At 41.9% G+C, this 24,881-nt stretch carries 20 protein-coding genes; 13 read left to right on the forward strand and 7 right to left on the reverse strand.

The genetic code is table 11. The features are described 5' to 3' along the window. The first annotated feature begins 2 nt into the window (after positions 1 to 2). From QYC40_RS03805 to pstB, 7 genes are all read left to right on the forward strand, one after another. Positions 3 to 629: a Crp/Fnr family transcriptional regulator gene (locus QYC40_RS03805; RefSeq protein WP_301992479.1), complete on the forward strand. Its 627-nt coding sequence runs from the start codon at positions 3 to 5 to the stop codon at positions 627 to 629. 134 nt (positions 630 to 763) lie between these two features. Next, a complete protein-coding gene (locus QYC40_RS03810; RefSeq protein ID WP_301992480.1) occupies positions 764 to 1,306 on the forward strand; it encodes a TlpA disulfide reductase family protein in 543 nt (180 codons plus the stop codon). Positions 1,307 to 1,425: 119 nt separating this feature from the next. Beyond that, positions 1,426 to 2,571: an Sb-PDE family phosphodiesterase gene (locus QYC40_RS03815; RefSeq protein WP_301992481.1), complete on the forward strand. Its 1,146-nt coding sequence runs from the start codon at positions 1,426 to 1,428 to the stop codon at positions 2,569 to 2,571. 331 nt (positions 2,572 to 2,902) lie between these two features. Further along, entirely contained in the window at positions 2,903 to 3,727 is an 825-nt protein-coding gene (locus QYC40_RS03820; RefSeq protein ID WP_301993688.1) for a PstS family phosphate ABC transporter substrate-binding protein, read from the forward strand. Beyond that, positions 3,717 to 4,607: a phosphate ABC transporter permease subunit PstC gene (gene pstC / locus QYC40_RS03825; protein ID WP_301992482.1), complete on the forward strand. Its 891-nt coding sequence runs from the start codon at positions 3,717 to 3,719 to the stop codon at positions 4,605 to 4,607. Before QYC40_RS03820 ends, pstC begins: the two co-directional genes overlap by 11 nt. After that, on the forward strand, positions 4,597 to 5,454 hold the full coding sequence (pstA, locus tag QYC40_RS03830; RefSeq protein WP_301992483.1) for a phosphate ABC transporter permease PstA: 858 nt from the start codon (positions 4,597 to 4,599) through the stop codon (positions 5,452 to 5,454). The genes pstC and pstA overlap by 11 nt, the downstream gene beginning before the upstream one ends. After that, positions 5,444 to 6,190, forward strand: a complete 747-nt coding sequence (gene pstB / locus QYC40_RS03835; protein ID WP_301992484.1) for a phosphate ABC transporter ATP-binding protein PstB — start codon at positions 5,444 to 5,446, stop codon at positions 6,188 to 6,190. Before pstA ends, pstB begins: the two co-directional genes overlap by 11 nt. 69 nt (positions 6,191 to 6,259) lie before the next feature. On the opposite strand, the gene QYC40_RS03840 is transcribed toward pstB, so the two are convergent. Beyond that, positions 6,260 to 7,810, reverse strand: coding sequence for a SulP family inorganic anion transporter (locus QYC40_RS03840; protein WP_301992485.1), 1,551 nt, complete (start codon positions 7,808 to 7,810; stop codon positions 6,260 to 6,262). 240 nt (positions 7,811 to 8,050) lie between these two features. Between QYC40_RS03840 and QYC40_RS03845 the strand changes: the two genes are divergently transcribed. Beyond that, positions 8,051 to 8,497, forward strand: a complete 447-nt coding sequence (locus QYC40_RS03845) for a hypothetical protein (RefSeq protein WP_301992488.1) — start codon at positions 8,051 to 8,053, stop codon at positions 8,495 to 8,497. A gap of 98 nt (positions 8,498 to 8,595) precedes the next feature. Here the strand turns inward: QYC40_RS03845 and QYC40_RS03850 are convergent, their stop codons facing one another. After that, positions 8,596 to 9,174, reverse strand: coding sequence for an arylesterase (locus QYC40_RS03850; RefSeq protein WP_301992490.1), 579 nt, complete (start codon positions 9,172 to 9,174; stop codon positions 8,596 to 8,598). Between the two features lie 149 nt (positions 9,175 to 9,323). Between QYC40_RS03850 and QYC40_RS03855 the strand changes: the two genes are divergently transcribed. The 4 genes from QYC40_RS03855 (at position 9,324) to QYC40_RS03870 (ending at position 15,060) form a co-directional block, all read left to right on the forward strand. Next, positions 9,324 to 9,992 carry an ABC transporter ATP-binding protein gene (locus QYC40_RS03855; protein ID WP_367652318.1) on the forward strand — a complete coding sequence of 223 codons (669 nt, stop codon included), beginning with the start codon at positions 9,324 to 9,326 and terminating at the stop codon, positions 9,990 to 9,992. Then, positions 9,989 to 12,520 carry an ABC transporter permease gene (locus QYC40_RS03860; RefSeq protein WP_301992492.1) on the forward strand — a complete coding sequence of 844 codons (2,532 nt, stop codon included), beginning with the start codon at positions 9,989 to 9,991 and terminating at the stop codon, positions 12,518 to 12,520. The genes QYC40_RS03855 and QYC40_RS03860 overlap by 4 nt, the downstream gene beginning before the upstream one ends. Before the next feature lie 147 nt (positions 12,521 to 12,667). Beyond that, complete coding sequence (locus tag QYC40_RS03865) at positions 12,668 to 14,797, forward strand: catalase (RefSeq protein ID WP_301992493.1); 2,130 nt, start codon at positions 12,668 to 12,670, stop codon at positions 14,795 to 14,797. Positions 14,798 to 14,874: 77 nt separating this feature from the next. After that, positions 14,875 to 15,060: a CsbD family protein gene (locus QYC40_RS03870; RefSeq protein WP_153511941.1), complete on the forward strand. Its 186-nt coding sequence runs from the start codon at positions 14,875 to 14,877 to the stop codon at positions 15,058 to 15,060. A gap of 111 nt (positions 15,061 to 15,171) precedes the next feature. Here the strand turns inward: QYC40_RS03870 and QYC40_RS03875 are convergent, their stop codons facing one another. From QYC40_RS03875 to QYC40_RS03885, 3 genes are all read right to left on the reverse strand, one after another. Further along, the gene (locus QYC40_RS03875; protein WP_301992495.1) at positions 15,172 to 15,810 is read right to left on the reverse strand and encodes a response regulator transcription factor; all 639 of its coding nucleotides are present in this window, start codon (positions 15,808 to 15,810) and stop codon (positions 15,172 to 15,174) included. Continuing rightward, positions 15,807 to 18,023: an ATP-binding protein gene (locus QYC40_RS03880; RefSeq protein WP_301992496.1), complete on the reverse strand. Its 2,217-nt coding sequence runs from the start codon at positions 18,021 to 18,023 to the stop codon at positions 15,807 to 15,809. Before QYC40_RS03880 ends, QYC40_RS03875 begins: the two co-directional genes overlap by 4 nt. Before the next feature lie 96 nt (positions 18,024 to 18,119). Further along, positions 18,120 to 19,505 (reverse strand): WG repeat-containing protein, encoded by a 1,386-nt coding sequence (locus QYC40_RS03885; protein WP_301992497.1) that lies wholly within the window; start codon positions 19,503 to 19,505, stop codon positions 18,120 to 18,122. A gap of 105 nt (positions 19,506 to 19,610) precedes the next feature. Here QYC40_RS03885 and QYC40_RS03890 point away from each other — a divergent pair, with 105 nt between their 5' ends. Further along, positions 19,611 to 21,257 (forward strand): sulfatase, encoded by a 1,647-nt coding sequence (locus QYC40_RS03890; RefSeq protein WP_301992498.1) that lies wholly within the window; start codon positions 19,611 to 19,613, stop codon positions 21,255 to 21,257. Between the two features lie 60 nt (positions 21,258 to 21,317). Here QYC40_RS03890 and QYC40_RS03895 read toward each other — a convergent pair whose 3' ends face one another. Together QYC40_RS03895 and QYC40_RS03900 are read right to left on the reverse strand one after the other, a co-directional pair. Further along, complete coding sequence (locus QYC40_RS03895; RefSeq protein WP_301992500.1) at positions 21,318 to 23,261, reverse strand: hypothetical protein; 1,944 nt, start codon at positions 23,259 to 23,261, stop codon at positions 21,318 to 21,320. A 34-nt stretch (positions 23,262 to 23,295) separates the two neighbouring features. Further along, positions 23,296 to 24,858 carry a DUF4886 domain-containing protein gene (locus QYC40_RS03900; RefSeq protein WP_301992501.1) on the reverse strand — a complete coding sequence of 521 codons (1,563 nt, stop codon included), beginning with the start codon at positions 24,856 to 24,858 and terminating at the stop codon, positions 23,296 to 23,298. Between the last annotated feature and the right edge of the window lie 23 nt (positions 24,859 to 24,881).

Raw genomic sequence — 24,881 nt, forward strand, 5'->3', positions numbered from 1 at the left:
CTATGAGTTTAATAGCAGACGCTTATCAAAATATATTAGAACCCGCCTTAATCGAAGAGATTGAGGCGGTTGCTATTATGCGGACTTTCGAAACTGGGGAAGTCATTATTGATATTGGACAGTATGTACGCTCGATGCCACTTTTGATTGACGGGGCGATTAAGATTGTACGGGAAGACGCAAAAGAAGGGGAGATTCTTCTGTATTATTTGGCGAAAGGAGAGACCTGTACGATGTCGATTGCCTGTTGCGTTGGGACGAAGAAAAGTGAGATCAGAGCACAGGCAGAGATGCCCACATTAGTGGCGATGATCCCTAATCAGTATCTGAATGAATGGCTCGCCAAATACAGTTCCTGGCGCGAGTTTATCTTGAGCAGTTATTCTTCGCGAATGAATGAAATGCTGGGTGCAATTGATAACCTGGCTTTTTCGAATATGGAAATGCGTATCATGAATTATCTGAAAGAAAAGGTACGACTTACGGACAGTCCTATATTAACACTAACCCATCAGGAAATTGCGTCGGACTTGAACAGCTCTAGAGTCGTGGTTTCTCGGATATTGAAAAAGCTGGAAAATGAAGAGCAGATTGTGTTGCTCCGTAACGAGATTAGGGTGCTGGTCTAAATGTACGTCGCAAGTTTTCCTTTGATTGATTCGATAAATCAGTGTTGCTGCTTCAGAGGATGCATGCAAGTTTTTTAAACGATAGTTTTTCCATATTTTAGGGAAGAGTCGTTTTTTATTCTAAAATAAAGTTGATGAATCTGAGATACCCAATTACCCTTTTATTTTTAGTTTTCTCTCTCTTTGCCGCCATGCCGTCAATTGCGCAAGAACAGGAGCCCGTATCGATGGACAGCAGTATTTCGTCTACTGACTTGGCGCTTATTGATCAGGATGGCAAATTGGTTAAGCTGTCGGAGATGAAGGGGAAAGTAGTTGTGCTGAATTTTTGGGCAACTTGGTGCCAGCCCTGCATTGCAGAATTACCTTCGTTAGAAAAGCTTTATTCGTCTTTAGCTTCGGAAAAGGATATTGTTTTTGCCGCGGTGGAGATGGATCAGGATCCGGAGAAAGCTTCAAAATTCTTTAAAAAGCGAAAATATAGTATTCCCTTATATTCTTTAGGAGCTGCGCTTCCGTCCCATATGCAGACAAACTCCATCCCCATGACGATAATCATCGCAAAGAATGGAGAAATGGTGATAAAAAAGATTGGTATGATCAATTTTGAATCGCCGAATCTTCGCAATAATTTGCTTCAGTTAACGAAAGAGCGGAGCGATATTTCTTATCTTTAGTTGAAAAATCTTTCGAAATAAGCTTAGAGGATCGTTTTTTTTAAATAAAATTAAACACAGATTTAATATTCTATTAATAACCTGTCTTTATTTTTGGCTAAAATAAAATAACCTCTATAATGAAATTCACTACAGCCCTAGCAAGTTCGTTGCTGTTAAGCGTTTCTTTTCTTCAGGCACAGACTGATGCTGGTATCATGCGCTTACAAGAGTTCGCATATCCTGCGAAACGTACGATTTTAAACATCCCGAATGTTAATGGCCTACAGGTATTGAAATGTGATTTCCACATGCATACTGTATTTACCGATGGACATGTATGGCCGAATGTTCGTGTTCAAGAGGCTTGGCGTGAAGGATTGGATGCAATTTCCTATACGGAGCACATGGAATACAACCCGCATTCGAAAGATGTGAAAGTGGATCATAACCGTTCGCATGATTTAGCGGTAGAGTTAGCCAAAGAGAATAACATTGTTTTAGTAAAAGGCACGGAGGTTACTCGTAAAACGCCTCCAGGACACTTTAATGCGTTGTTTATTCAAGATGCTTCGACCTTAGTTGAAAATAATGACTCTGCGTTAGACCAGGAAGCAATCGATAAGGCAGCCGCTCAAAAGGCCTTTATTTTTTGGAATCATCCGGGTTGGAAGGCAAGCAGCATAGCAGGCTCGTACGAATGGATTGATTTTGTTGAAAAGATGTATCAAGAGAAGAAACTTCACGGTATTGAAGTAGTGAATGGATTAGGCTTTCATAAAAAAGCGTTGGATTGGGCGTTAGATCGTAATTTGACGATCATTGGAAATACGGATATTCACAACCTTATTGCTCATGATTATAATATTGGACAAGAGGGGGTGCACCGCACGATGACGCTGATCATGTCAAAAGATCGTTCAGCAGCCGGTATCCGTGAAGGGTTGGAAGCTGGACGTACGGTTGTATGGTCAAGTAATTATCTTTTTGGAAAAGAAGAGCATGTTAGAAATCTCATGAATGCCTGTGTTTCTATCAGTGCTCCTTATTATGAGAAGACAAATAAAAGTGCACAAACGACCACGAAGTACTATGAAATTTCAAACAATTCTGATCTGTACTTTGAATTGGAGCTGAAATCGGGGAATGGCAGCAAACGTATTGTTTTATACCCAGAGTCTAAGCAAATCCTTACTGCGGAAGCGGGACAATCGAAACTAACTTACGAAGTCGTGTCGACATTTATCCGTAGCGATAAACACTTGATGTTTGATGTAAAATTATAATTTTCGGCTAACCTCTTACAATTCATAATCGAAGTCATCCAGCTCATGTTGGGTGGCTTTTTTTTGCAAATATCTATTTTCAAAGTTCGAGAAGCATCCTGATGTTGTCTTGTGTCGCGAGGGGAAAATCAAAGGTTTTTGTCTTTCGAGACGTCGCTCGGTACCATTTAATATACTGTTCTCATCAACTTTACAATTTCCTTACATAAATCTGATAATCTACCATTAGGATAATATTGTCTTAACATTGAGGTAATATTGAAACCTCAATTTTGTAGGGATGAAACAAAAGATTATTAACTATTTTTCAAGTTTTTGTGTTATTTCCTTATTGTTTTTCAATTCGTGCAGTACCAATACGAACTCGATAAAGATGAAAGGCTCTGATACTGAGGTGAATTTGGCGGTTAATCTTGCCGAGCAATTCACGGAACTTGATCCCACGTTCAGTATTGCTATTTCAGGCGGTGGTTCTGGTTTAGGAATAACATCTCTTATGAATGGTCAAGCCGATATTGCGAACTCATCGCGCCCTTTATCGGATGAAGAAATTGAGCAGTTTAAAGAAAAAAATATTGAGCTCAAGACAATTGTTTTCGCGGAGGATGCGACGGCATTTGTTGTTCATAAAGATCTGCCTTTGGAAGAGCTTACTGTTGATACACTAGGTTTGATTCTAAGTGGTAAGATCAAGAATTGGAACGAGATTATCGACTTCGACGAGCCTATAAATATCTATGGTAGACAGAGTAGTTCCGGTACGCATTCCTTTATCAAAAAGAAGTTGAAGATTGAGTTTGCCAATACTGCTAAGGAGATGACGGGCAATGCACAAATTATTGAGGGTGTAAAAGCCGATAAGACAGGTATCGGTTATGTGGGGGCAGGCTATGTTGCTCATGATCCGAACAGCAGTCAGAAAGTGAAGATTGTAAAGATTCGCGAGAACGCTGCTGCAATCGCTTATTCTCCGTTGGACCCGGAGGCCATCAATAATAGTAAGTATTATTTCCAACGCCCTCTATACCAATTTGTGTTGGCGAAATCTTGGGAAAAAGTACGTCCATTTATCAATTTCGAACGCGGTGGAATCGGTAGAAAGCTCATTGAAGAGCACGGTTATTATACCTTAGAAAATCAACAACATGAAATATAAAACACGACTGTCTTTAGACCTCTGCTTTAAGTATATTTTTAAAGCAACAGGACTACTGGTTCTGGCATTATTGGGCGGTATTCTCGCCATGTTAGTTTATAATTCTTTTTCTTTTTTCTTAGATGTCAAACCATTGGACTTCATCACAGGGATGGAATGGAATCCAACGGCGAACGATCCTAAATATGGCATGCTTCCTTTGATTCTAAGTACAACGTTGGTAACATTCGGTGCTATGTTGATTGCTATTCCATTAGGTATTGGTACGGCAGCATTTATTGCAGAGTATGCAAGTCCTCGAGTTAAGAATATCTTGAAACCGACTGTTGAAATGCTGGCGGCGATTCCGTCGGTTGTAATTGGTTTCTTAGGTATTGTTGTCGTAAGCCCTGGTATTGCGAGTTTGGCTGACCTATCGAATGGTTTGAATGCTTTAAATGGCGCTATCCTTTTGGCAGTTATGGCTTTGCCTACGATTATTACTGTTGCGGAGGATGCGATTCACGCTGTTCCGAAAACTTATAAGGAAGCTAGCTACGGTGTGGGAGCGACGAAATGGGAAACATTGAGAAAAGTCGTTATCCCTGCTGCTGCACCTGGTATTATTGCTGCGGTTATGTTGGGCGTGGGGCGTGCAATCGGAGAGACAATGACCGTGCTTATGGCAACCGGTAATGCTGCATTGATGCCGACCGGTTTCTTCGACTCGGTGAAGACAATGACGGCGACCATTGCAATCGAGATGGGCGAGGTGCCTTATCAGACGACCCATTATTTCGCGCTTTATGCAATTGCGACAGTTTTATTTATGATGACCCTAGCGGCTAATATGTTAGGCGAGTATTTCATTAACCGTTTTAGAAAATTCCATGCAGTATAGATCATCGAAATTATCTAAGGTTGTAGAGTGGGGTACTCTATTGACTAGTACCATTCTGGTTTGTTTCTTCTTAGTTGTTGTTATTTGGGAAATTGTTTCCAAGGGTGCGGGACAGCTTTCCTGGGAATTTGTTTCGTCGGTTCCAACCGATGGAATGACAAAGGGTGGAATCTTAACTCCGATTATTGGAACGGTCTTATTGACATTAATTACGGCTATATTCTCGATCCCTTTCGGTGTATGTTGTGCGATATATTTGCATGAATATGCGGAGGACAATTGGTTGACCCGAACGATCAGAGCGTCTATTCGTAATCTTTCAGGCGTACCGAGTATCATATACGGATTATTTGGTTTAGCCTTATTTGTACAATCGATGGAGCTTGGAACTTCCTTACTGGCTGCCGGGTTAACTTTAGGATTGCTTTCTTTACCTTATATCATCACCACGACTGAGGAAGCATTGATGCGTATTCCGAACAGTACGCGCGAAGCTGCTCTTGCTGTTGGGGCAACGAAATTCGAGACGATTAAGGATGTGGTTATTCCATCGGCGATGTCGGGGATCTTGACGGGCGTTGTATTGACGTTGAGCCGCGCAGCCGGAGAAACTGCGCCCATCTTATTCACGGGTGCAGCATTTTATATTAACGGCACTACGGGTTTTATCAATCAAGAATTTATGGCTTTGCCATACCATTTATATATGTTATCAACGCAGCATCAGTCTATCGATGAGGTTCGCCCTATTGCTTATGGGACGGCACTAGTACTCGTTGTTGTTGTCTTTTTATTGAACCTTACTGCGTTCTACATTCGTTATAAGTATAGAAAAAATGAAGTCTAAATTATCAGCTGAAAATTTGAATATCAGCTTTGGAGCAAAGCATGTATTAAAGAATGTTAATATTTCATTTGCAGAGAATGAGATTACAGCATTGATTGGACCTTCGGGCTGTGGCAAGAGTACGCTGCTGAGAAGTTTTAACCGGATGCACGACCTGTCTCCGGATGCCAAGATCGACGGAAGTTTGAAATTGGAGGACCTTAATCTTTATTCCAAAGGTGTTCCCGTAACGGAAATTAGAAAACGCATAGGGATGGTCTTTCAAAAGGCAAATCCTTTTCCGAAAAGTATTTATGATAACATTGCTTATGGCTTGAAGATCAATAATCTTCCACATGATAAGGGGGTGATCGAGAAAGCCCTGCGCGAAGCTTTCCTCTGGGAGGAAGTGAAGAATGACTTGAAGATGCCGGCAACCCGCTTGTCCGGTGGTCAGCAGCAACGCTTATGTATTGCCAGAGCTGTTGCTCTACGTCCTGAGGTGATTTTGATGGACGAACCATGCTCCGCTTTGGACCCTGTTAGTACCTTGAAGATAGAAGAGTTAATCACGCATTTAAAGAAAAACTATACGATTGTGATTGTGACGCATAATATGCAGCAGGCACAGCGGATTGCTGATAAAACCGTATTTATGTATTTGGGTGAAGTAAAAGAAGAGGGGCCGACACAACAGATTTTCGGAAATCCTCTGAATGAAATGACTGCTAATTATATTAACGGACAGTTCGGATAGAAGATAAAACTTGATATGCACATTTGATATTGATGCAGGATAACCGACTTGAAAAAGTCGGTTTTTTATTTACTTTTCGGGCATGACTTTATAAGTTGGATCTTCCTGAATATTGACTTCAATGATTCCTTTGGCATTTTCCAACAGCTTAATAGAATCTTTGCTTAAATGTCGCAGTACGACCGTTTTCTGTAGACTAGCATAGCGAGCCGTCAATTTACTAACGGCGTCTATGGCTGACATATCCACTATTCTGGATTCTCGAAAATCGATAATGATACGGTCGGGATCCTGTTCAGCCTCAAACTTATCCATGAAATTAGTGACGGACCCAAAGAAAAGCGGACCGTATATTTCGTAAATCTTATTGCCATATTCGTCGTTTGATTTCCTTGCGCGAATGCGTACAGCACTATCCCAGGCAAAGACGAGCGCAGAAATAATGACGCCGACGAGCACGGCTAATGCTAGGTTGTGTAGCACAACCGTAATCGCTGCGACTAAAATGCCGACAAAGATATCGGATTTTGGCATCTTGCTCAGCATTTTAAAGAAACCCCATTTGAATGTGGTAATGGCGACAATCATCATCACACCCACGAGTGCTGCGAGTGGTATCAATTCGATAAAAGGCGCGCCTACCAAGATGATAATAAGAATAGTTATTGCACCTATAAACGCAGATAGTTTGGTTCTCGCACCTGCATTGATATTAACTAGGGTCTGCGCGACCATAGCGCAGCCTCCCATTCCTGTGAAAAAGCCATTGACAATATTGGCTGTTCCTTGCGCAACAGCTTCCTTGTTTGAAGAGCCTTTTGAATTGGTCAACTCATCCACCATACTAAGCGTTAATAACGACTCGATTAAACCAACGGAAGCCATAATCAACGCATAAGGAAATATGATTTGCAAGGTCTCTAAATTGAAGGGCACAGCGGGTATATGAAATGGAGGGAAGTCTCCGGCGATGCTCGCTATGTCCAGCACCTTTTTCGTATCGATATCCATAAACTGAACAACTGCAAATACAATAAAGATTGCAATCAAAGAAGAAGGTACTGCTTTGGTAATTTTAGGGACTGTTAAAACGATCGCTATAGTCAATGCTGTTAATCCTAACATGGTATAGAGCATAGACCCTGTCATCCAATGCGCTACTCCGTTTTCGACGATTTTGAATTGTTCAAGTTGCGCCATAAAAATAATGATGGCGAGTCCGTTTAGAAATCCAAACATGACGGGTTGCGGAATGAGTCTGACAAACTTGCCAAGTTTAAAAGCACCAACCATAATCTGTAATATTCCCGCTAATGCTACGGTTGCAAATAGATATTCAACGCCATGTGAACTGATTAATGCGATTAAGACAACGATAGTGGCTCCAGCGCCACCGGAGACCATACCGGGTCTGCCCCCAAGTATGGAAGTCACTAAGCCCATGAGGAAGGCTCCATAAAGTCCCGTCAACGGGCTCAAGCCAGCTAAGATTGCAAAGGATAGGGATTCTGGAATCATCGTCATCGCAACGGTTAAACCAGCGAGTATCTCGGTCTTCCAATTGACTTGTCTTAGATCTTGAATCGAGAATTTGAACATGGATGCGTTTTGTTGGGCCATTAAAAACAGACAAAGATAGGTTTTAGGAATTGAAGAGATTTCAATTTCCGAGTATTTTTATTGGTATATGGGTCTGGTTAATTGTTAAATATTATCACACATTCGGATTTTGGCACGGTTGTTTCATTTTTTTAACGTATTTGATTTAAAACTCGCCTTGTGCTTTATTAGGAACATGAAAGTTTTTTGTAGCGTTATACGATTTTATACGTTTATCTAAATAAGAAAAATATATTATTTATGGGTAAATTATTGTTAGTATTAGGTGTGTCGATGATGATTGCGAGCTGCGGTTTGAAAAATTCATCTGATTCTTTTAAGGAAGAAAAGTCATTAAGAGTGGAATTTGTCGGAACAACGACACCGACTATTTCAAATACAAAAGGAAAAGCGACCTTGTTTGCGGTTGCTGCTAACCTGGCGGATGCAGCAGCGACGGAGATAGCCGTTGTTGATTTTGATGCTAAAGCAATTCCATTTAATGTGGATTTTGAGTTGCCAAAGGATTATCTTAATCTGATAGAGCCTAAAGTCAGAAAAGGAGACTCGGTAAACTATTATGTGGCGATAGCATGGGACTCAAATGCTGATGGGAAGATTGAGGATGGTGATGTGATGATCGATTTTGATAAGCAGTTTCCTCATGTGAAGCTTGGGAAACAGACTCAACAGGTCTATGTAAAATAGTTAATTTAGGATTCGTTAATATATAAAGGCCGCCTGATTCAGGAGGCCTTTTTTTTTTGAAAGTTGCTTTTTCTAATCTTGTGCTGTACCTGCTTTTACTACAGAATGCCTTGTAAATGCTTCCATACATTCTCTGCAAGGATAAGCTGGCCCTCTTTTGTAGGGTGAACAGCATCCTGTTGATTCAACTTAGCTATCCCTGCCACATTATCAAGTAAGAAGGGTACTAGGGTCATGTCTTTTTCCTGCGCAAGGGCAGGGAAGATTGCTTCGAATTCTTTAAAATAGGCTTCGCCCATGCTCGGTGGAACTTTCATACCCGCCAATACCAGTTTACAGTTGGGATAGGCTTTGATCACTTTATCGACTATTTCTCCCAGATTCTTCTTTGTTGTCTCGGGCTTGATGCCTCTGAGCCCGTCGTTCGCACCCAACTCCAATACAAAAACATCAATAGGCTCTTTCAGCAACCAATCAATGCGATCTTTTCCTCCAGCACTTGTTTCGCCACTTAAGCCAGCGTTGATACAATTATAATTCAATCCTAATGAATCTATTTTCTGTTGAATCAATGCGGGGAATGCTTCAGTTTGATTTTCTAATCCTAAGCCCGCAGTTAAACTATTACCAAAGAAAACGATGTTCTGTTTTTTCTCAGCAGCTGTTGTTTGCTGCATTACAGTATCCTGTTGTTGCTGAGAGGTTTGTTGGTTTTGGGGATTATTGCAAGCCGCAAGTAAAATTATGGCTGATAGAATTGAAAAAGACGTTTTGATATAGTTCATGGAACTAAATTAACCAAAAAAAGATATACTTTTAGTGATATATGTCTACTATGATCTTAGAATTACAGCATGTTTTCAAAAACTACAGCTTAGAAGGGAAGGATATTCCGGTTTTAAAAGATATTAATATTCAAGTGGAAGATGGATCAACCGTCGCTATCGTTGGCCCGTCAGGAAGCGGAAAGTCCACGCTTTTGGGTTTGTGTGCTGGTCTTGACCAAGCGTCTGAGGGGTCCATTCGTCTGAATGGAATTGAATTAAGCGGGTTGAGTGAGGATAAGCTTGCGCAAATACGCAATGAACATGTTGGATTCGTTTTTCAGAACTTTCAGCTCTTGCCGACGCTTACGGCGTTGGAAAATGTGATGGTTCCGATGGAGTTAAAGGGGATTCGCAACAATCAGTCAGTTGCTATGGAGCTTCTGGAACGTGTTGGTCTTGCTGCTCGAGCTAACCACTATCCATCGCAGCTCTCCGGAGGCGAGCAGCAACGTGTATCGCTTGCCCGTGCTTTCGCAAACAAACCGAAGATTTTATTTGCTGATGAACCTACTGGGAATTTGGATGCAGAAACGAGCCAGATTATCGAGGAGATGCTTTTTGAGCTTAACAGAGCCTCCGGGACGACGCTTATCATCGTGACACATGATCTTGAATTAGCAGCAAAAACACAACAGGTTATTCCCATTAAAGGAGGGCAGATTCAATGAATTGGAGATGGATTTTCTTAATGGCCTGGCGGGACAGTAGAAAGAACAGATCACGTTTATTTCTTTTTATCTCTTCTATTATTCTAGGTATTGCCTCTCTCGTTTCCCTGAACTCTTTCAATCGGAATCTGAAGGTCGATATTGATAATCAGGCGGCAGAGTTGATCGGTGCGGACTTAGCGTTGGAGAGCAATCGGAAGCCGACGGAGGAAGCTTTGGCATTTATCGACTCGCTTAAAGAGGTCAGCTTAGGATTTGCTAAGGAAGAGCGTTTTATGTCTATGCTGCGTATTCCCAAGGCGAATGCCTCCCGCTTTGTTCAGGTCAGGGCACTTGAAGGGCCATATCCTTTTTACGGCGCAGTTGAAACTCATCCGGATCAGGTTTTTAATGACTTCGCGAAACATGCAGGTCTTTATATAGACAATTCACTTTTTTTGCAATACAACGCGTCCTTCGGCGATACGGTTCAGCTAGGATCTAAGAGCTATCCTATTTTGGGAAGCATCACTTCGCAACCTGGTCAGAGTGCTTTTTCGGGCGCAATGGCCCCAAGCTTGTTTATCCCATTGGAACAGCTGAAAGACGCCGGACTACAACAGCAAGGCAGCCGCATTGAATACCATTTCTATTTCAAGTTGCCCAAGAATTTCGCCATCGATAAAAAAATAGAAAACTGGAAGGATAAGCTTAGCACGCTCCAGCTACGGAGTTCGACCATCGCGACGACGAAAGAAAACACCGGACGCTCCTTTGCTGATATGGCTAGTTTTATGGAATTGGTAGGCTTTGTTGCCCTCTTGTTGGGCTGTATCGGTGTATCTTCTGCCGTTCAGATCTACGTCCGTGAAAAGTTGATGTCTGTTGCTATTCTTCGTTGTTTAGGAACGACCGCAAAACAAGCATTCTTTATCTTTCTGATCCAGTTTGCCGCCATCGGTTTGATCGGAGGAATTATCGGCGCTGCCTTAGGCACGGCAATTCAGTACGTCATCCCGCTTGTGATGCAGGATGTTCTTCCGGTACAGTTGACTACCCAGGTTGTATGGCCTGCAATCTTTGAGGGAATCATTATCGGTTTAGTAATTGCGGTATTATTTGCTTTATTACCATTACTTTCCGTTCGGCATATCTCGCCGCTGAACTCCCTGCGCGTTCAGGACGATGAAGAAGGGCTGTTTAAAGATCCTTTAAAGGGGTGGATCTATGCTTTGATTGCTGGCTTCATCGTGATGTTTGCCAGGATTCAAATGGAGAATTGGACGCAGACCTTATTGTTCAGCCTAGGTATAGCACTGACGTTCTTATTACTCTACGGAGTAGCCAAAGGTTTTACCTGGCTGATTCGTAAATTCTTCCCTTCCAGATGGCCGTACCTTTGGCGACAGGGGCTTTCCAATCTTTGGCGCCCGAATAATCAAACCGTAATTCTGATTGTTTCTATCGGCCTAGGCACTACTTTAATCTCAACGCTATACTTCGTTCAGGATATTCTACTAAAGCGCATTGCTGTCTCCGCCGAGCAGAATGAGGCAAATATGCTTATGTTTGATATTCAACCGTCGCAACGTGACTCTCTTCAATCTATGGCGAAGGGCGAAGGATACCCAATTTTGGAGAGTGTTCCTATCGTGACGATGTTTATTGAGCAAGTGAATGGCACATCATTAAAGGACGTATTGAAAGATACGACTATTGAGATTTCTAATCGCGCGTTTCGTGGTGAGATCCGAGCAACTTACCGAGACAGCCTTTCTGCATCGGAAAAGGTGACGAAAGGGAAATGGGTGGGGCGGGTGGCCCCTTCTGATACAGCCTCGGTATCTTTGGACGAACGCTATGCGGAAGGAATTGGGGTAAAAGTCGGAGACGTATTGACCATGAATGTACAGGGAATGCGGTTAGCCGCCAAAGTGAGCAGCTTACGTCAGGTTGATTGGAATCGCTTTCAGTCGAACTTCCGTATGGTCTTTGCGAAGGGCAGTATCGATGATGCGCCTCAATTCTATCTTATGATGACCAAAGTTTCGGGAGAAAGGGAGGCTAGCCAGTTCCAGCAGAAGGTAGTGAATCAATTTCCCAATGTATCGGTAATCGATATGAATGCGATCTTGGTCATCTTAAATAATATTCTCGATAAAATCGGCTTCATCATTCAGTTTATCGGTGGTTTCAGCATCCTGACAGGTATTGTCGTTTTGATTTCATCTGTTCGAATCAGTAAATACCAACGTATTCGTGAGAATGTGTTGCTCCGGACGATAGGAGCGAGTCGGAAACAAATATTTCTGATTACCATTAGTGAATACATGTTCCTCGGTCTATTAGCGGCTGTAACAGGTTTGTTCATCTCGCTTATAGCGAGTAATATTCTAGCTATTTTTGTGTTTGAGAGCGCTTTTGTTCCTGATATCGGGTTTGTTTTGCTTCTAATTTTATTAGTTAGTGCAATGACGGTCATCATTGGGCTTTTAAATAGCCTATCGGTTTTGCGAAGATCACCTTTGGAGGTATTGAGAAGCACTTAGATCAAAATTAGCTAATAAGTTTTTAGGATATTAAGCTGCGCAGCGGAGGCCATTCGATGCGCAGGTAGTTTTTTTTTGATTTCTCTTGAACCTTTTTCATGGTGGATTGTTGTTACAACGTATTCATAAATCTCAATCCACTTTACTATGAAAAAACAGAATAAGTCAAATCCTAAAACAGCTCAGATTGATGCTCATGTTGTTGATAATCAAAATCGAACCATGACCACGAATGATGGGGTTCCTATTCATGACAATAATAATACGTTAAAAGCTGGAGAACGCGGTCCTTCTTTATTGGAAGACTTTATCTATCAGGATAAACTAGCTCATTTTGATCGCGAGCGAATTCCTGAGCGCGTAGTTCATGCGCGTGGTTCCGGAGCACATGGTGTTTTTGAAGCTACGGCAGATATGAGCAAATACACTAGGGCGAAGTTCTTACAAAAAGGAACGATTACCCCTTTATTTACGAGATTTTCTACTGTGGCGGGTTTTAAAGGGTCTACTGATCTCGCACGTGATGTACGCGGATTTTCTGTTAAATTTTACACCGAAGAAGGTAATTACGATCTTGTCGGAAACAATATTCCAGTATTCTTTATTCAGGATGCTATGCAATTCCCGGATGTCGTACATGCGGTAAAACCAGAACCAGACAAAGAAATTCCGCAAGCCGCTTCTGCCCACGATACCTTTTGGGATTTTATTTCATTGATGCCTGAGTCTGCTCATATGTCCTTATGGGTCATGTCCGACCGCGCTATTCCTCGCTCTTTGAGAATGATGGAAGGTTTTGGTGTGCATACCTTCAAGTTTATTAATGACCAAGGTAAAGCAACTTTCGTAAAGTTCCATTGGAAACCAAAGTTGGGAGTTCATCAGGTAGCATGGCAAGAAGCACAAAAGATATCAGGATATGATGCCGATTTTCATCGCCGTGATTTATGGGAGGCTATTGATAATGGCGATTTCCCACAATGGGATTTAGGCGTACAGTTGATTCCGGAAGAAGATGAGATGAAATACTCTTTTGATATTCTCGATCCGACTAAAATAATTCCAGAGGAGCTTGTGCCCGTTCAGATTATAGGAACTATGACCTTGAACCGCAATCCTGAAAATTTCTTCGCGGAAACCGAGCAGATTGCATTTGATCCAGGACGTTTAGTACCGGGGATAGACTTCAGTAACGATCCGCTCTTGCAGGGAAGAGTATTTTCTTATGCTGATACACAGAATTATAGACTGGGCGGTCCGAACTTTCACGAGCTTCCGATTAATAGGCCTGTGAATGGAAAATATAACAACCAAAAAGATGGTTTCCATAGAACTGACGTGTTAAAAGGCAATGTCAGCTATTTCCCAAACAGCTTGGGTGGAGGTTGTCCTTATCATGCCATGTTGAAAGGAGAAAAAGGTTTTGAGTCGCATGCGGAAAAAATAGACGCGAAGAAAATTCGCGGGCGTTCAAGCTCCTTCGCTGATCATTTTACGCAGGCGCGCTTGTTCTTTAACTCACAGTCCGAAGCGGAAAAACAACATATCATCAGCGCCTTTAGTTTTGAGCTGTCAAAGGTGAATTCTGTAGCAGTGCGCAAGCGAGAATTGGCGATCTTGAATCAAATCGATAAGAAATTAGCGAGCGCTGTTGGTAAAAACTTGGGATTAGAACCTCCTCAACAGTTGGATGAACTGACCTTGCAGTTTGCGCGTCAAAATCATCCGAACTACCCGATTAAACCGAATAAGCCCGAAGTCGAGAAATCGCCAGCATTGAGCATGGAAACCAAAGCGGGAGAGGGTAGTATAGCAACAAGAAAGGTCGCTTTCTTGGTGGCTGATGGCGTGAGCAAGAAATCAGTCGACAAGATGAGAAAAGCTTTGAAGGCAGAGAAAGCACAGGCCGTATTGGTCTCAACGAAAGTAGGTGCTTTGAAATATAAAGAGGGTGATACAGAAGAAGTACAGCATTCTTACTTAACGGATGCATCGGTTTGCTTTGACGCATGCTATACGCCGGATGGAGATTCTGTAAACATATTGAAGACAGAGCCGGACTATGTTCAATTTATCAACGAAGGATACAGACATTGCAAAGCTTTGGCATTTGCCAAAGGTGCAGAGTCTTTAATCGATCTCAGCTATATTAAAATGAAAGGACTTGATAAAGGCGTTGTGCTCGAATCTGCAAATAATTTAACAGGCGATTTCATCGAAGTAATGAAAGGACATCGTGTTTGGGAAAGAGAATCAGATAGAAAAGTACCAGTTTAAAAAAAAAGCAAACCTTTTTGATTTAGAACTGTTATCTATATAAATCACATTAATAAACATTAAAAAGGAGAAAGAGTATGAACAAGTTAACATGGAAAGGCCGTTGGAACGAAATCAAAGGAAAAGTAAAGCAAGAATATGCCGATCTTACTGATGATGATCTACTTTACGCAGAAGGAAAAGAAGATGAGTTACTAGGCAAACTTCAAAAGAAAACAGGGAAGACTAAAGAGGAAGTTGAATCTTGGTTAGATAAAATGTAATCGATTTAACTTCTGAGTAGTCAGATATTGAAAAGTGGAAATTTGGATGAAAACGAATAGAAGCTTTTTAAAAAAGAGAAGGGTTGTTCATTATGGACAACCCTTCTTGATTTATGATTTTAGCTCTAAGATTAGCCCATATTCATAGGCCATTTTTATGGCAGAACTCAGATTTGAAGCTTTAAATTTCTCAATTAAATTCTTTCGATGGCTCTCTACCGTGTGGTGACTGATAAACAGTTTGTCTGCAATTTGAATGGTCGTTAATCCCATTGCCGCCTCGACTAAAATTTCTCTTTCACGTCGTGTCAGTTTCGGGACGCTCTTCAACTCGCTCTGATTTTTTTTATCGACAATACTCTTGGTTTGAGAGCACATAAAACGCTTTCCATTCAGAATGTGCTGAATACCCAATAGAATTTCATCAATGGAGGAGTTCTTCTGTATATAGCCTTCTGCACCCTCTTGGAAAGCTGAATTGATAACCGCATATTCGTTATGCACACTAATAATGATAATGTGCATAGCTGGATAGCTTGCTCGTAAAGGACTGATCAGCTCTAAACTATTCGTGTCCGATAGGTTGATATCCAATAATAGAATATCAATCTTTTCATGCTTCAATGCAGCCTGCAACGCCTCAGCGTTGGGATAACATCCTACCACGGTTAAATCTTCCTCTTTCGATAGAATATTTCTTAGACCCTCTAATAATAAAGGGTGGTCATCAGCAATTGCAATGTTTATCATACCTTGTTAGTTTTTGGAAACTGAAACTCTATACTCGTTCCTTGATCGATTTCTGAATTAATTTGCACTGTTCCTTTCAAGAATTCTACCCTCGATTGTATATTATGCAGTCCGGCAGATTGGTTGATTTTAAGGGCTTCCGGATCGAAGCCTATGCCATCATCTTCCACCGTAATCTGATAATTTTTTTCTTCTTCTACCACTTGAACCAGAATCTGCGCTGGCTTGGCATGCTTAATCGCATTATTTACCAATTCCTGAATAATCCGATAAACGATGAGCTGTTTATCGATTGATAATTGATTATCGTAATGTAAAAACTGTACATCCACGTCTAAGGTATCCGTTGACATACGGCTGGCGTAGTCTGATAATGCTTCTTGCAATCCATATTTCTGCAACAGATCAGGCATCAGGTTATGGGCGACACGCCGTAGCTCATCGACTGCTAGATCCAAGTGCCCCATGGTCTTATCCATGGTGTCTTTGTTGTTGTCGGTAATACGATCATTTAATTGGGATAGATGAAGCTTTGTGCCGGATAGTAAGCCGCCTAATCCATCGTGTAAATCGCGTGCCAATCTGCCGCGCTCCAATTCTTGTCCATGTAGCATCGCCGTCAGTGTTGATATTTTGGAGTGCTGACGTTCTTGTTCGAGCGCCAGCTGATGGAGCGCATCATTCTGCTTCATATGTTTTGAACGCTGCTGATAAGCATACAATAGGACCAAAAACAAGAGAAAGATCGTCCCAAAGGAGAGGATAAAGTAGGTGTTTATCTTTTCTCTGAAATTGATTTCCTGTTGATAATTACTGATTTCGGCCGCTCTGTTCTGCGCTTCTAATTTCGACATGCGCAAGGCCTGATTCTGTTTTTCAGTCTCTAATTTCGCTAATTCCAACTCCTTTGATTGGTTGTCTTGGATAAGCTTCATGTTTTCCAGATCTTGCTTCTGCTGAATCCCAAGTGCGGCCATCAAGCTTAACTGCTGCTCCTTTTTCTCGGATTCTAATTGAAGATTCTGAACCTGTTGCTCCTGCCGTCCCTTTTCAAACTGTGCTTCCAATCGCTTGGCTAAATTTAATTGCTCCTGATCATATACGCGCTTGAAAATCTCGATATACTGCTTGTAATAATTGACGGCCTCGTCATATTTCTTCTCTTTCTCGCTGATGTTCGAAAGACTTTCATAGATGCTCATCAAAACATTCTGATCCTGATTGCTTGAGTTATTGATCTCGGAAAGCGAGGCCAATAGATATTCCTTAGCTAGTGCGGGGTTATTTTCCTGCAGGGCCATTTCCGCCATAATTCCGTAAGCCGATGACACATGATTATGCTCATTGCTCTGTTGCCCTTGCTGCTTAGCTAATTCGGCATATTTTTTCGCCTTCGCTCTGTACGATTCGGGATAAGATCGCAGATAAAGATGCGCAAGATTGCTCGATACGAAGGATAGATTCGAGGAAAACGGAATTTGATCTCTATTACTCTGATACGTTTCCAGCGCTTGCAGATAATATTTTTCAGCCAAATTCCGATGTTTCAAGTCCGAATCATCTTTCAGAAACTGTTGCTCGTGAAGATATCCTAAAGACATATACCCATCAAATATCGAAGACGGATCCTTTTGTTTTATCGCCAAGTCCAGGGACAACTTAGAGTACTTTTCCTGCAATTCGGTTTCATTCCAATTGGAATATATGGCCGTCAATTCTTTATAAACGGAAGATTTTCGACCTAACAGCGTATTTGAATTCGTTGATCGATCCAAATATTCTAAAGCGGTAACAAAGCTGCGAACAGCTTCTGCTTCCTTCAATTGCCTTGATTGAATCCACCCTTGCCCATACATAACATAGCCTTTGGTTTCATTATCCAGCGTTCGAGCCATATTCCCCCTCGCTTTCGCGATTTGGATATTCGCCTGCGCCGGGTTTTCAGCAATCTGAAAATTAATGGCTAACACCGTCTGCAGATAAGCAACGTATTTGGCTTCCTTTAGTTTTGCCGCAGATGCGATATTATCGTTCAGTAGTTTAAACGCTTCATCAACCTGATCGTTGAAAAATAAAGCTTGCGCATATTTGCCGGTCAATAAATAACGTTCCGGGCTATTCGGCCAACTTTTTTTATACTGCGTCGCCAAATTACTGAGCAGGTCCTGAGCCAGCGCAAATTGCCCCAGTGAAAACAGAACAGATAAAATCATTATCCGAACGAAGTACTTTGCTAATATGGCATAGGGTTTAAACATGAACCTGTAACAGTATTTATTCTTTTGCGAAGATAGGTCTTTCTTTCAGAATTATTTTCCTTCTACACGCTCGCCTTTCATATTAATAACGTATTGATCTTCACCGTTCGGATCCTCTGCAACGATCGCTTCACCACTCGCGAATGTTCCGGCAGCAGTGTATTTAATGGGAATTACAATTTCACCCAAAGGATTGATGAAACCGAATTTTTCACCTTGCTGCACAGTAATCAATGGCGAATCTTGCGATAGCGAGATATAGTCATAGCCATCTTTGACCAATTTATTCGTTTTTAAGTTGTAGAGCCCCATTCTTCCCTCGTGGTAAACAACGAAATTGGTTTTATTGAGTTCGGTAATCATTTCGTATTGAAACGGAATAATCGTTTTGCCCTGCGTGTCGATTACTCCCCAAAGATCATCTTTCGACACCGCTGCTTTACCATCAATCATCGTCGCAATCTGATCATATTCCGGCTTTAGCAATATTTTCCCTTCCTTATTAATTAAGCCTACCTTTCCATCTTTACTGAAAAGATACTCTCCTGAATTATAATCCACCGCAACATATTCATAAGTCAAGGGAACAACAGGCTTCCCATTGATATCAATTAATCCAAATCTGTTTTCGGAATCGGATGCGATAGCAACGCCATCCCGATAGTAATCGATAAATGTGAATTGTAAACCCGTGATATGTTTGTCATCCTCGTCTGCCAGACCATAAAGCGTGCCTTCATCATTTGAATAGATGAAGCGGTTATCCGCCAGCTGCATGCCTGCTAAGGTACCGATTGAATCCGCGTCATTCGCTTCTTCTTCCTCTAAGTCCAAAAACGTGTAGTCTTTTGGAACTTCAAATTCCGATTGCTCTAGATCAACTTTCGAAACCTGTGTTACAACAAATCCGTTTCCTGCACTGGTAAATTCCAATACCGCGCCTGGAATCAATGATAACATATCAAACTCCCCCCAATAAGCCGAGGGGATAGCCTCTGTATACCAAAAATCAATGATACTTGCCTCAACACCCTCTGCGAAAGACTCGATACGCAACTGAGCGAGTTTACAATCATAACCTGCAATTTTTTTGGTCTTTCCCTCCACAAAGTCAAAACTCATCCCTTCAATCTCTTCCATCGTCATATTTCCAGTGCTTACCACTGTATATTGTTGGGAATCTGGGAATATGATAGAACCTATATTCGACTTTTTGTCTACTAAATAAATTGGGCTTTCCAAAGTACTCGGTGACACTTTGATCAGCTTATCATTAACATAGACTGTTTGGAAAGCTTCTATCTCGGCAAATTCGGCATTCTTTGGCATTTCCGAAGCCACAAATTGGTAGTCTAATTTGAAAAGTTTGTGCATCTGAGCATAAGTAGACCCTAGTGAAAATACACATAGGGAGAGTGAAAGAAATAATGATTTCATAGTTTGCATTTATCTAAAACAAAATTGCCAAATTCTTCCAGATATCCATATCCCTGATTATGGCTAATTTGCTACCTTAGCAGAAATAAATCTAATCCAGCAGCTATGAAAAGTGTCTTTCTATTCTTGTGTTCCGCTATATGTATGTTGTCTATCGGCGCCATACAAGTCAAGGCGCAGGAGAAGAAGCCCAATATCATTTTTATATTTTCCGACGATCATGCCTATCAGGCAATCGGTGCTTACGGAAACAAGCTAGTAAACACGTCGAATATCGATAGGATTGCAAATGAAGGGGCATTATTCGAAAACTTCATGGTCACCAATTCCATCTGCGGGCCATCGCGCGCAAATCTCCTCACCGGAAAGTACAGCCATAAAAATGGCTACCTCGCCAACGAAGGGAAGTTTGATATTAACCAAACCCTGTTCAGCCGATTGATGAAGCAAGGTGATTATCAGACAGCTTGGATAGGGAAGTGGCATCTCGGATCCTTGCCAGGCGATGCCTTTGATGATTGGAAAATCTTACCCGGTCAAGGATACTACTATAACCCAGATTTTATCGATTCCAAGAATGATACCACTCGACATGAGGGCTATGTGACGGATATCATCACCGAGTTTGCGACGGATTGGATGGATAATAGGGATAAGGAAAAGCCATTCTTTCTAGTTGTTGGAGAGAAGGCAACCCACAGAGAATGGCTGCCTGCGATTGAAGATTTAGGGATTTATGATGATGTTGAATTCCCGCTGCCGGAAACATTTTATGATACCTATGAAAACAGGAAAGCCGCGGCCGATCAGGACATGAGCATCGAGAAAAGCATGCGTATTTCGGACGACCTAAAAGTACATGCCAAGTTTGGACTATCGGATGAAGAGGCTGCGGCGAAGCGCAAAAGAATAATACAGCGGCGCTATGGCAATAAAGTGTTGAACGATCGTGAGAAACAGACCGTAGAACGCTTGGTCTATCAGGGAATGTACGAACGCCTGAATAAAGAACAAGCTGCCAAGGTACAAGCATATTACGATGAAATTGCCAAAGATCATGATGCAAAAAAACGATCAGGGAAAGCTCTTACAGAGTGGAAATATCAGCGTTATCTGAAAGATTATCTGGCAACGGCAAATTCGCTGGATCGCAATATCGGAAAGCTATTGGCTTATTTAGATCAGCATGGTTTGGCGGAAAATACCATAGTAATCTATGGCTCCGATCAGGGCTTTTACCTCGGCGAGCACGGCTGGTTCGACAAACGTTTTATTTACCAGGAGTCTTTAAAAACTCCATTCCTCATTCGCTACCCCAAGGTCATTAAACCTGGAACAAGATTTAAACAGCAAGCTTTAAATATAGATTGGGCGCCGACCTTATTGGAAATTGCCGGAGTTTCCGTACCTTCGGATATACAAGGAACATCTTTCCTTAATCTATTGAAAGCGAACGGAAAGAATGTAGTGACGCGTGAAGCAAGCTACTACCATTATTATGAGTTTCCACAACCGCACCATGTTTCTCCGCATTTTGGAATAACGACAGCGCGTTATAAATTGATTCGTTTCTATAAAGGGCAGGATACTTGGGAGCTTTACGATTTAAAGAAGGATCCAAATGAGCTGCACAATATATACGGACAGAAGAAATACGAAAAAACTGTGCAGCAGTTAAAAAACAAATTAAAAGAGTTAGTGATAGAATACGACGATCAAGACGCTGCAAAGATTTTAAATCAAGCAGATTAAGCATACTCACCAACCAAATCAATTAACCTTAAATCCACGAACGAATGTCGTGGATTTTTTTTATTCCGGCGTATAGCTCCAAAGATCGGTATCCTTACGGAAGTACAGTTTATTGTCCTTTCCAAGGATCATCAGGGAGGCATTATCCCTTAGCTTTGTAAGTTTCTTACTTTTCGGGTCGAAGCTGTACATACTATCGGAAAGCGTGAAGTAGATCATGCCATTCGGATGATATACCGCTAGACCGTTGCGCCAAATATGGCTCGGATAGCTCGGATAGCGATAGACAGGAAGCTCATAGACCACTTTCTTTTGATCCGCGTCGTATTCGAAGAGCGTGCCGTCTGCGAATCCCCAGATATGTCCGTTAGGTCCGGAGAACAATCCGGATATAGACCAGTAATCGGCTATACTATCCGTCCATAATACTTGCTTGCGCTCCGGATCCCATTCGAAAATCTTTCCTCTTTTTTCTGTCGGTAGAATACCTAATCCCCCGGAGATGGATGATCCACCAAATACGCGGCCATTATGATTCAGCAGTGAAACAATGGACTGATTAGGAATCACGTTTTCAAACGTCTTGATTTGCTCCGTCGCTGCATCAAGATGGCTTATCGTTCCGCCTAATTCGCCATATGGAGGCACTGTTCCAAAGATCAATTCGTTTCTGTTCGCTAGACTGATCACCGCAAATGGTCGGTCTTGGTCTTGGATCTGTCCGAGATGTTTGGGGTTTCCAGAACCCACTTTCCACGGTTTCGTCAGGTCGTAAGAATAGATATGCGCCTTGGTGTAAATGCCGAAATACAGTTTATTGTTCAGGCTGCTCATACCCTCCGTCTGATGGAGACCCGGGTATTCTTGATGCGCTCCGGTTTTGGGGTCATAGCTTCCGTGCTGCCCTGCAAGATAACCCGCACTCCAAACCTTATCGTCCGGCCCCCAATAAATCGTTTGGATATGGATAGGCGAATTCGGCACATCGAGGGTCAGGCTATCTTTTTGCTTCGTTTTCGGATTGATACGATAGACGATTTGCGCATTGCTGAAAACCTGATATTCCCCCTTGCTGGTCCATGTTCCAGCTTTTCCCGCTCCCTTGATATTGCTAATTGCTATGGGTTCGGCGTTCTTATTTCCTAAATCTAACGCGTATACTTGAGATCGCGACGTATAATAAATCGTATTGGACTTCGGATCTTTGACCACAGATTTCATGTCGAAGGGAGGAAGCGAGCGCAGGATTTCTTTCGATTGTATATCATATACAAAACTCTGCGAGTTTGTATTGCTATTGATAAAGCCAAGGATAAGATCCTTTCCATTCACGTTGTACACAATGTCCATGTCATAGAAAAACTCCTTGAAGTCTTTGACATGAGGTAGCAAAACGGTTTTTTGCTTTGTCTTCGGGTCGAGGAGAATAAACTTGGCATTCGATCCGGTCCCGGCATAAATTTTCTTATCCTTTTTATTGTAGACCAGCCCGCGCACGTAATTCTCGCCGGCGTATATCGGTCCGTCGGAGACTTCTTCAAATCCCGTCTTGGGATGATATTTGAGTACCAAGCCATCCGGATAGGTTCCACCGTAGATTGTGCCATTTTCAGCCGGATGTAAATCCCAAACGACCTTTTGGTTTAGTTCCCCTAAGGGCACTGCGGTAGGCTTTTGATCTCCCAGCTTGTAGGAGTAGATGTGACCATTTCCTGTGGCATATAGGATATTATCCGTCGATACGGTCATATCCCAAGAACCATCAGTACCCGTTAACTCGGATTCTAATATTTTATTTCCGGTACTTAAGTCATAGCCCAATATCCTTCCTGGGATTCCACGAACCACGGTAAAAAGATATTCTTTACCATTTTTATCCTTCATGAAATGGCTTCCTTGCACTGCTTTTGCAAATACTTGAGGACCGTGATTCTTAAACTGAGCTTGGCTAGGCGTGAGGAAGCAGCAGAGGGAGAGAGCTAATAATAATGATGTTGTCTTCATGTAAGTTTAGGGTGTTCTTTAGCGGCAATAGCGCTTATTTATTTGTTAATTCGGTAATGCTTAAAGCATTGATAACGGCAGAAGCATCTGGAGCTCCTTTAGACAGTTCAAAACCGATCAAGAGTTTTCCTTCCTTTGTAGGTTTCAACGCTTTGAAGGAAATGATTTTATCTGCGTTGAAGCTTGAATTCAAGGATTCTTTCTTCTTAACGGATGCTGATTGGATGTAATAATTTACGAGAATCTGTTTGCTGTTTTGTCCAGCATAGATCCGGATTTCATAGGATTTTGAAACATCTAGACCTGCTATCTCGATGAACGGGCTCTTCTGGTTTTCCTGATCTACCTGTACCGTGAAGTAAGATTTGGAAACCTCTGCCGGCATCTTGAATTTCGTCGCAGTACGTTGCGGTCCATTGGCCGCGCGAGCATCGAAGTTCTGCAATAAACGAATAGATACATCGGTATTCTTGTTTTGACTATCGCTCAAGTCAGAAAGTTTGGTATTTGCTCGTTCAAATAAGAAAGAGTTCCATCCCGGCATGACAAGGTCAGCACCGAAGTTAACTCGCACAGTTTCAAATGGTATTTTATCCAATTTTTGGACTTGCTTTGTCGATGGGGTTTCTTTAAAAGGATTTTCCACGGCATTGATAGCTGCTTCACGTGCTATCTCAGCCTGCGCATTGCTCAGGTTGAACGGTTTGAAAGGATTGCTTTCCAAGTCTCCGAACAGACTCTCATACCATGCGCAAGCGGCAGTAAAACGCCCAATCTTTAAATCCAGATGATAGCCTTCTCTGGTGAAGTTATCCTCGATATAGGATGTTCTTCCGTTTTGAATCGCTGTTCCCGAAGGGATGAGGATATCTACCGGAATGATGTTTTTCACTTCTTTTGCCACCTCGACAATCTGCTGGAACATGTATTTCTGGTCACGATTATATTTCTCAAAGTTCTTGGTCGATGCATTCTTTGCATAAGCCCAAGTTTGGTGATACGCATATCGAACAGTGGATATTGGATAATTCGCTTTCACGTATTGGAACAGTGCCGGTAGATCTTTCTGTACGGAGGGCAAATCTCCCGATAGGAGGCTAGCTTGTTGAAAACAGATAATATCCCAATTTTCATCTTTCAATGCCATAAGGATTGAAGTCTTTCGGGTATTGATCTTTGCACCATCAATAAATGTCTTCCGGTAGTCGTAAATGGCTACATCTTCGAGCGCATTTTTAAGATGGAAATCCAATGGAGCGCCGCCGCGAAAAAGATTGCCAATCACTAATGGCTTCCCCGTTTGTTTGGCCAGATCGTGCAGGTAATATTCAACGCCGTCGTCAGAAAAGCTATTTCCAATGACCAATACCTTGTACACTCCATCATCCAAAGGGTCAGCGATCTGGAATCGCTGACCTTCGAATGAAAGGGTGCCAACTTTGTTGACAATAAATTTCGAAGCTTGGTTATTCACGGGCAGCAAATACTGCTTTCCGGACTTTTCCCATTGGCCTATTTGTTTCGGTGTTAGGCTTATCGTGTCACCTAGGAACAGCAAGCTATCTTTTTCTTGTGCTTGAACTGCTTGCGATAGCATGGATATTGAAAGGCTTATACATA

Source organism: Sphingobacterium sp. BN32, from assembly GCF_030503615.1.
Lineage (GTDB): Bacteria > Bacteroidota > Bacteroidia > Sphingobacteriales > Sphingobacteriaceae > Sphingobacterium.

Bases quoted from the DNA above. Each gene is read 5' to 3' on its own strand.
- QYC40_RS03805 (WP_301992479.1), top strand. From the start codon at position 3: ATGAGTTTAATAGCAGACGCTTATCAAAATATATTAGAACCCGCCTTA.
- QYC40_RS03810 (WP_301992480.1), top strand. From the start codon at position 764: ATGAATCTGAGATACCCAATTACCCTTTTATTTTTAGTTTTCTCTCTC.
- QYC40_RS03815 (WP_301992481.1), top strand. From the start codon at position 1,426: ATGAAATTCACTACAGCCCTAGCAAGTTCGTTGCTGTTAAGCGTTTCT.
- pstC (WP_301992482.1), top strand. From the start codon at position 3,717: ATGAAATATAAAACACGACTGTCTTTAGACCTCTGCTTTAAGTATATT.
- pstA (WP_301992483.1), top strand. From the start codon at position 4,597: ATGCAGTATAGATCATCGAAATTATCTAAGGTTGTAGAGTGGGGTACT.
- pstB (WP_301992484.1), top strand. From the start codon at position 5,444: ATGAAGTCTAAATTATCAGCTGAAAATTTGAATATCAGCTTTGGAGCA.
- QYC40_RS03840 (WP_301992485.1), bottom strand. From the start codon at position 7,810: ATGGCCCAACAAAACGCATCCATGTTCAAATTCTCGATTCAAGATCTA.
- QYC40_RS03845 (WP_301992488.1), top strand. From the start codon at position 8,051: ATGGGTAAATTATTGTTAGTATTAGGTGTGTCGATGATGATTGCGAGC.
- QYC40_RS03850 (WP_301992490.1), bottom strand. From the start codon at position 9,174: ATGCAGCAAACAACAGCTGCTGAGAAAAAACAGAACATCGTTTTCTTT.
- QYC40_RS03855 (WP_367652318.1), top strand. From the start codon at position 9,324: ATGTCTACTATGATCTTAGAATTACAGCATGTTTTCAAAAACTACAGC.
- QYC40_RS03860 (WP_301992492.1), top strand. From the start codon at position 9,989: ATGAATTGGAGATGGATTTTCTTAATGGCCTGGCGGGACAGTAGAAAG.
- QYC40_RS03865 (WP_301992493.1), top strand. From the start codon at position 12,668: ATGAAAAAACAGAATAAGTCAAATCCTAAAACAGCTCAGATTGATGCT.
- QYC40_RS03870 (WP_153511941.1), top strand. From the start codon at position 14,875: ATGAACAAGTTAACATGGAAAGGCCGTTGGAACGAAATCAAAGGAAAA.
- QYC40_RS03875 (WP_301992495.1), bottom strand. From the start codon at position 15,810: ATGATAAACATTGCAATTGCTGATGACCACCCTTTATTATTAGAGGGT.
- QYC40_RS03880 (WP_301992496.1), bottom strand. From the start codon at position 18,023: ATGATTTTATCTGTTCTGTTTTCACTGGGGCAATTTGCGCTGGCTCAG.
- QYC40_RS03885 (WP_301992497.1), bottom strand. From the start codon at position 19,505: ATGAAATCATTATTTCTTTCACTCTCCCTATGTGTATTTTCACTAGGG.
- QYC40_RS03890 (WP_301992498.1), top strand. From the start codon at position 19,611: ATGAAAAGTGTCTTTCTATTCTTGTGTTCCGCTATATGTATGTTGTCT.
- QYC40_RS03895 (WP_301992500.1), bottom strand. From the start codon at position 23,261: ATGAAGACAACATCATTATTATTAGCTCTCTCCCTCTGCTGCTTCCTC.
- QYC40_RS03900 (WP_301992501.1), bottom strand. From the start codon at position 24,858: ATGCTATCGCAAGCAGTTCAAGCACAAGAAAAAGATAGCTTGCTGTTC.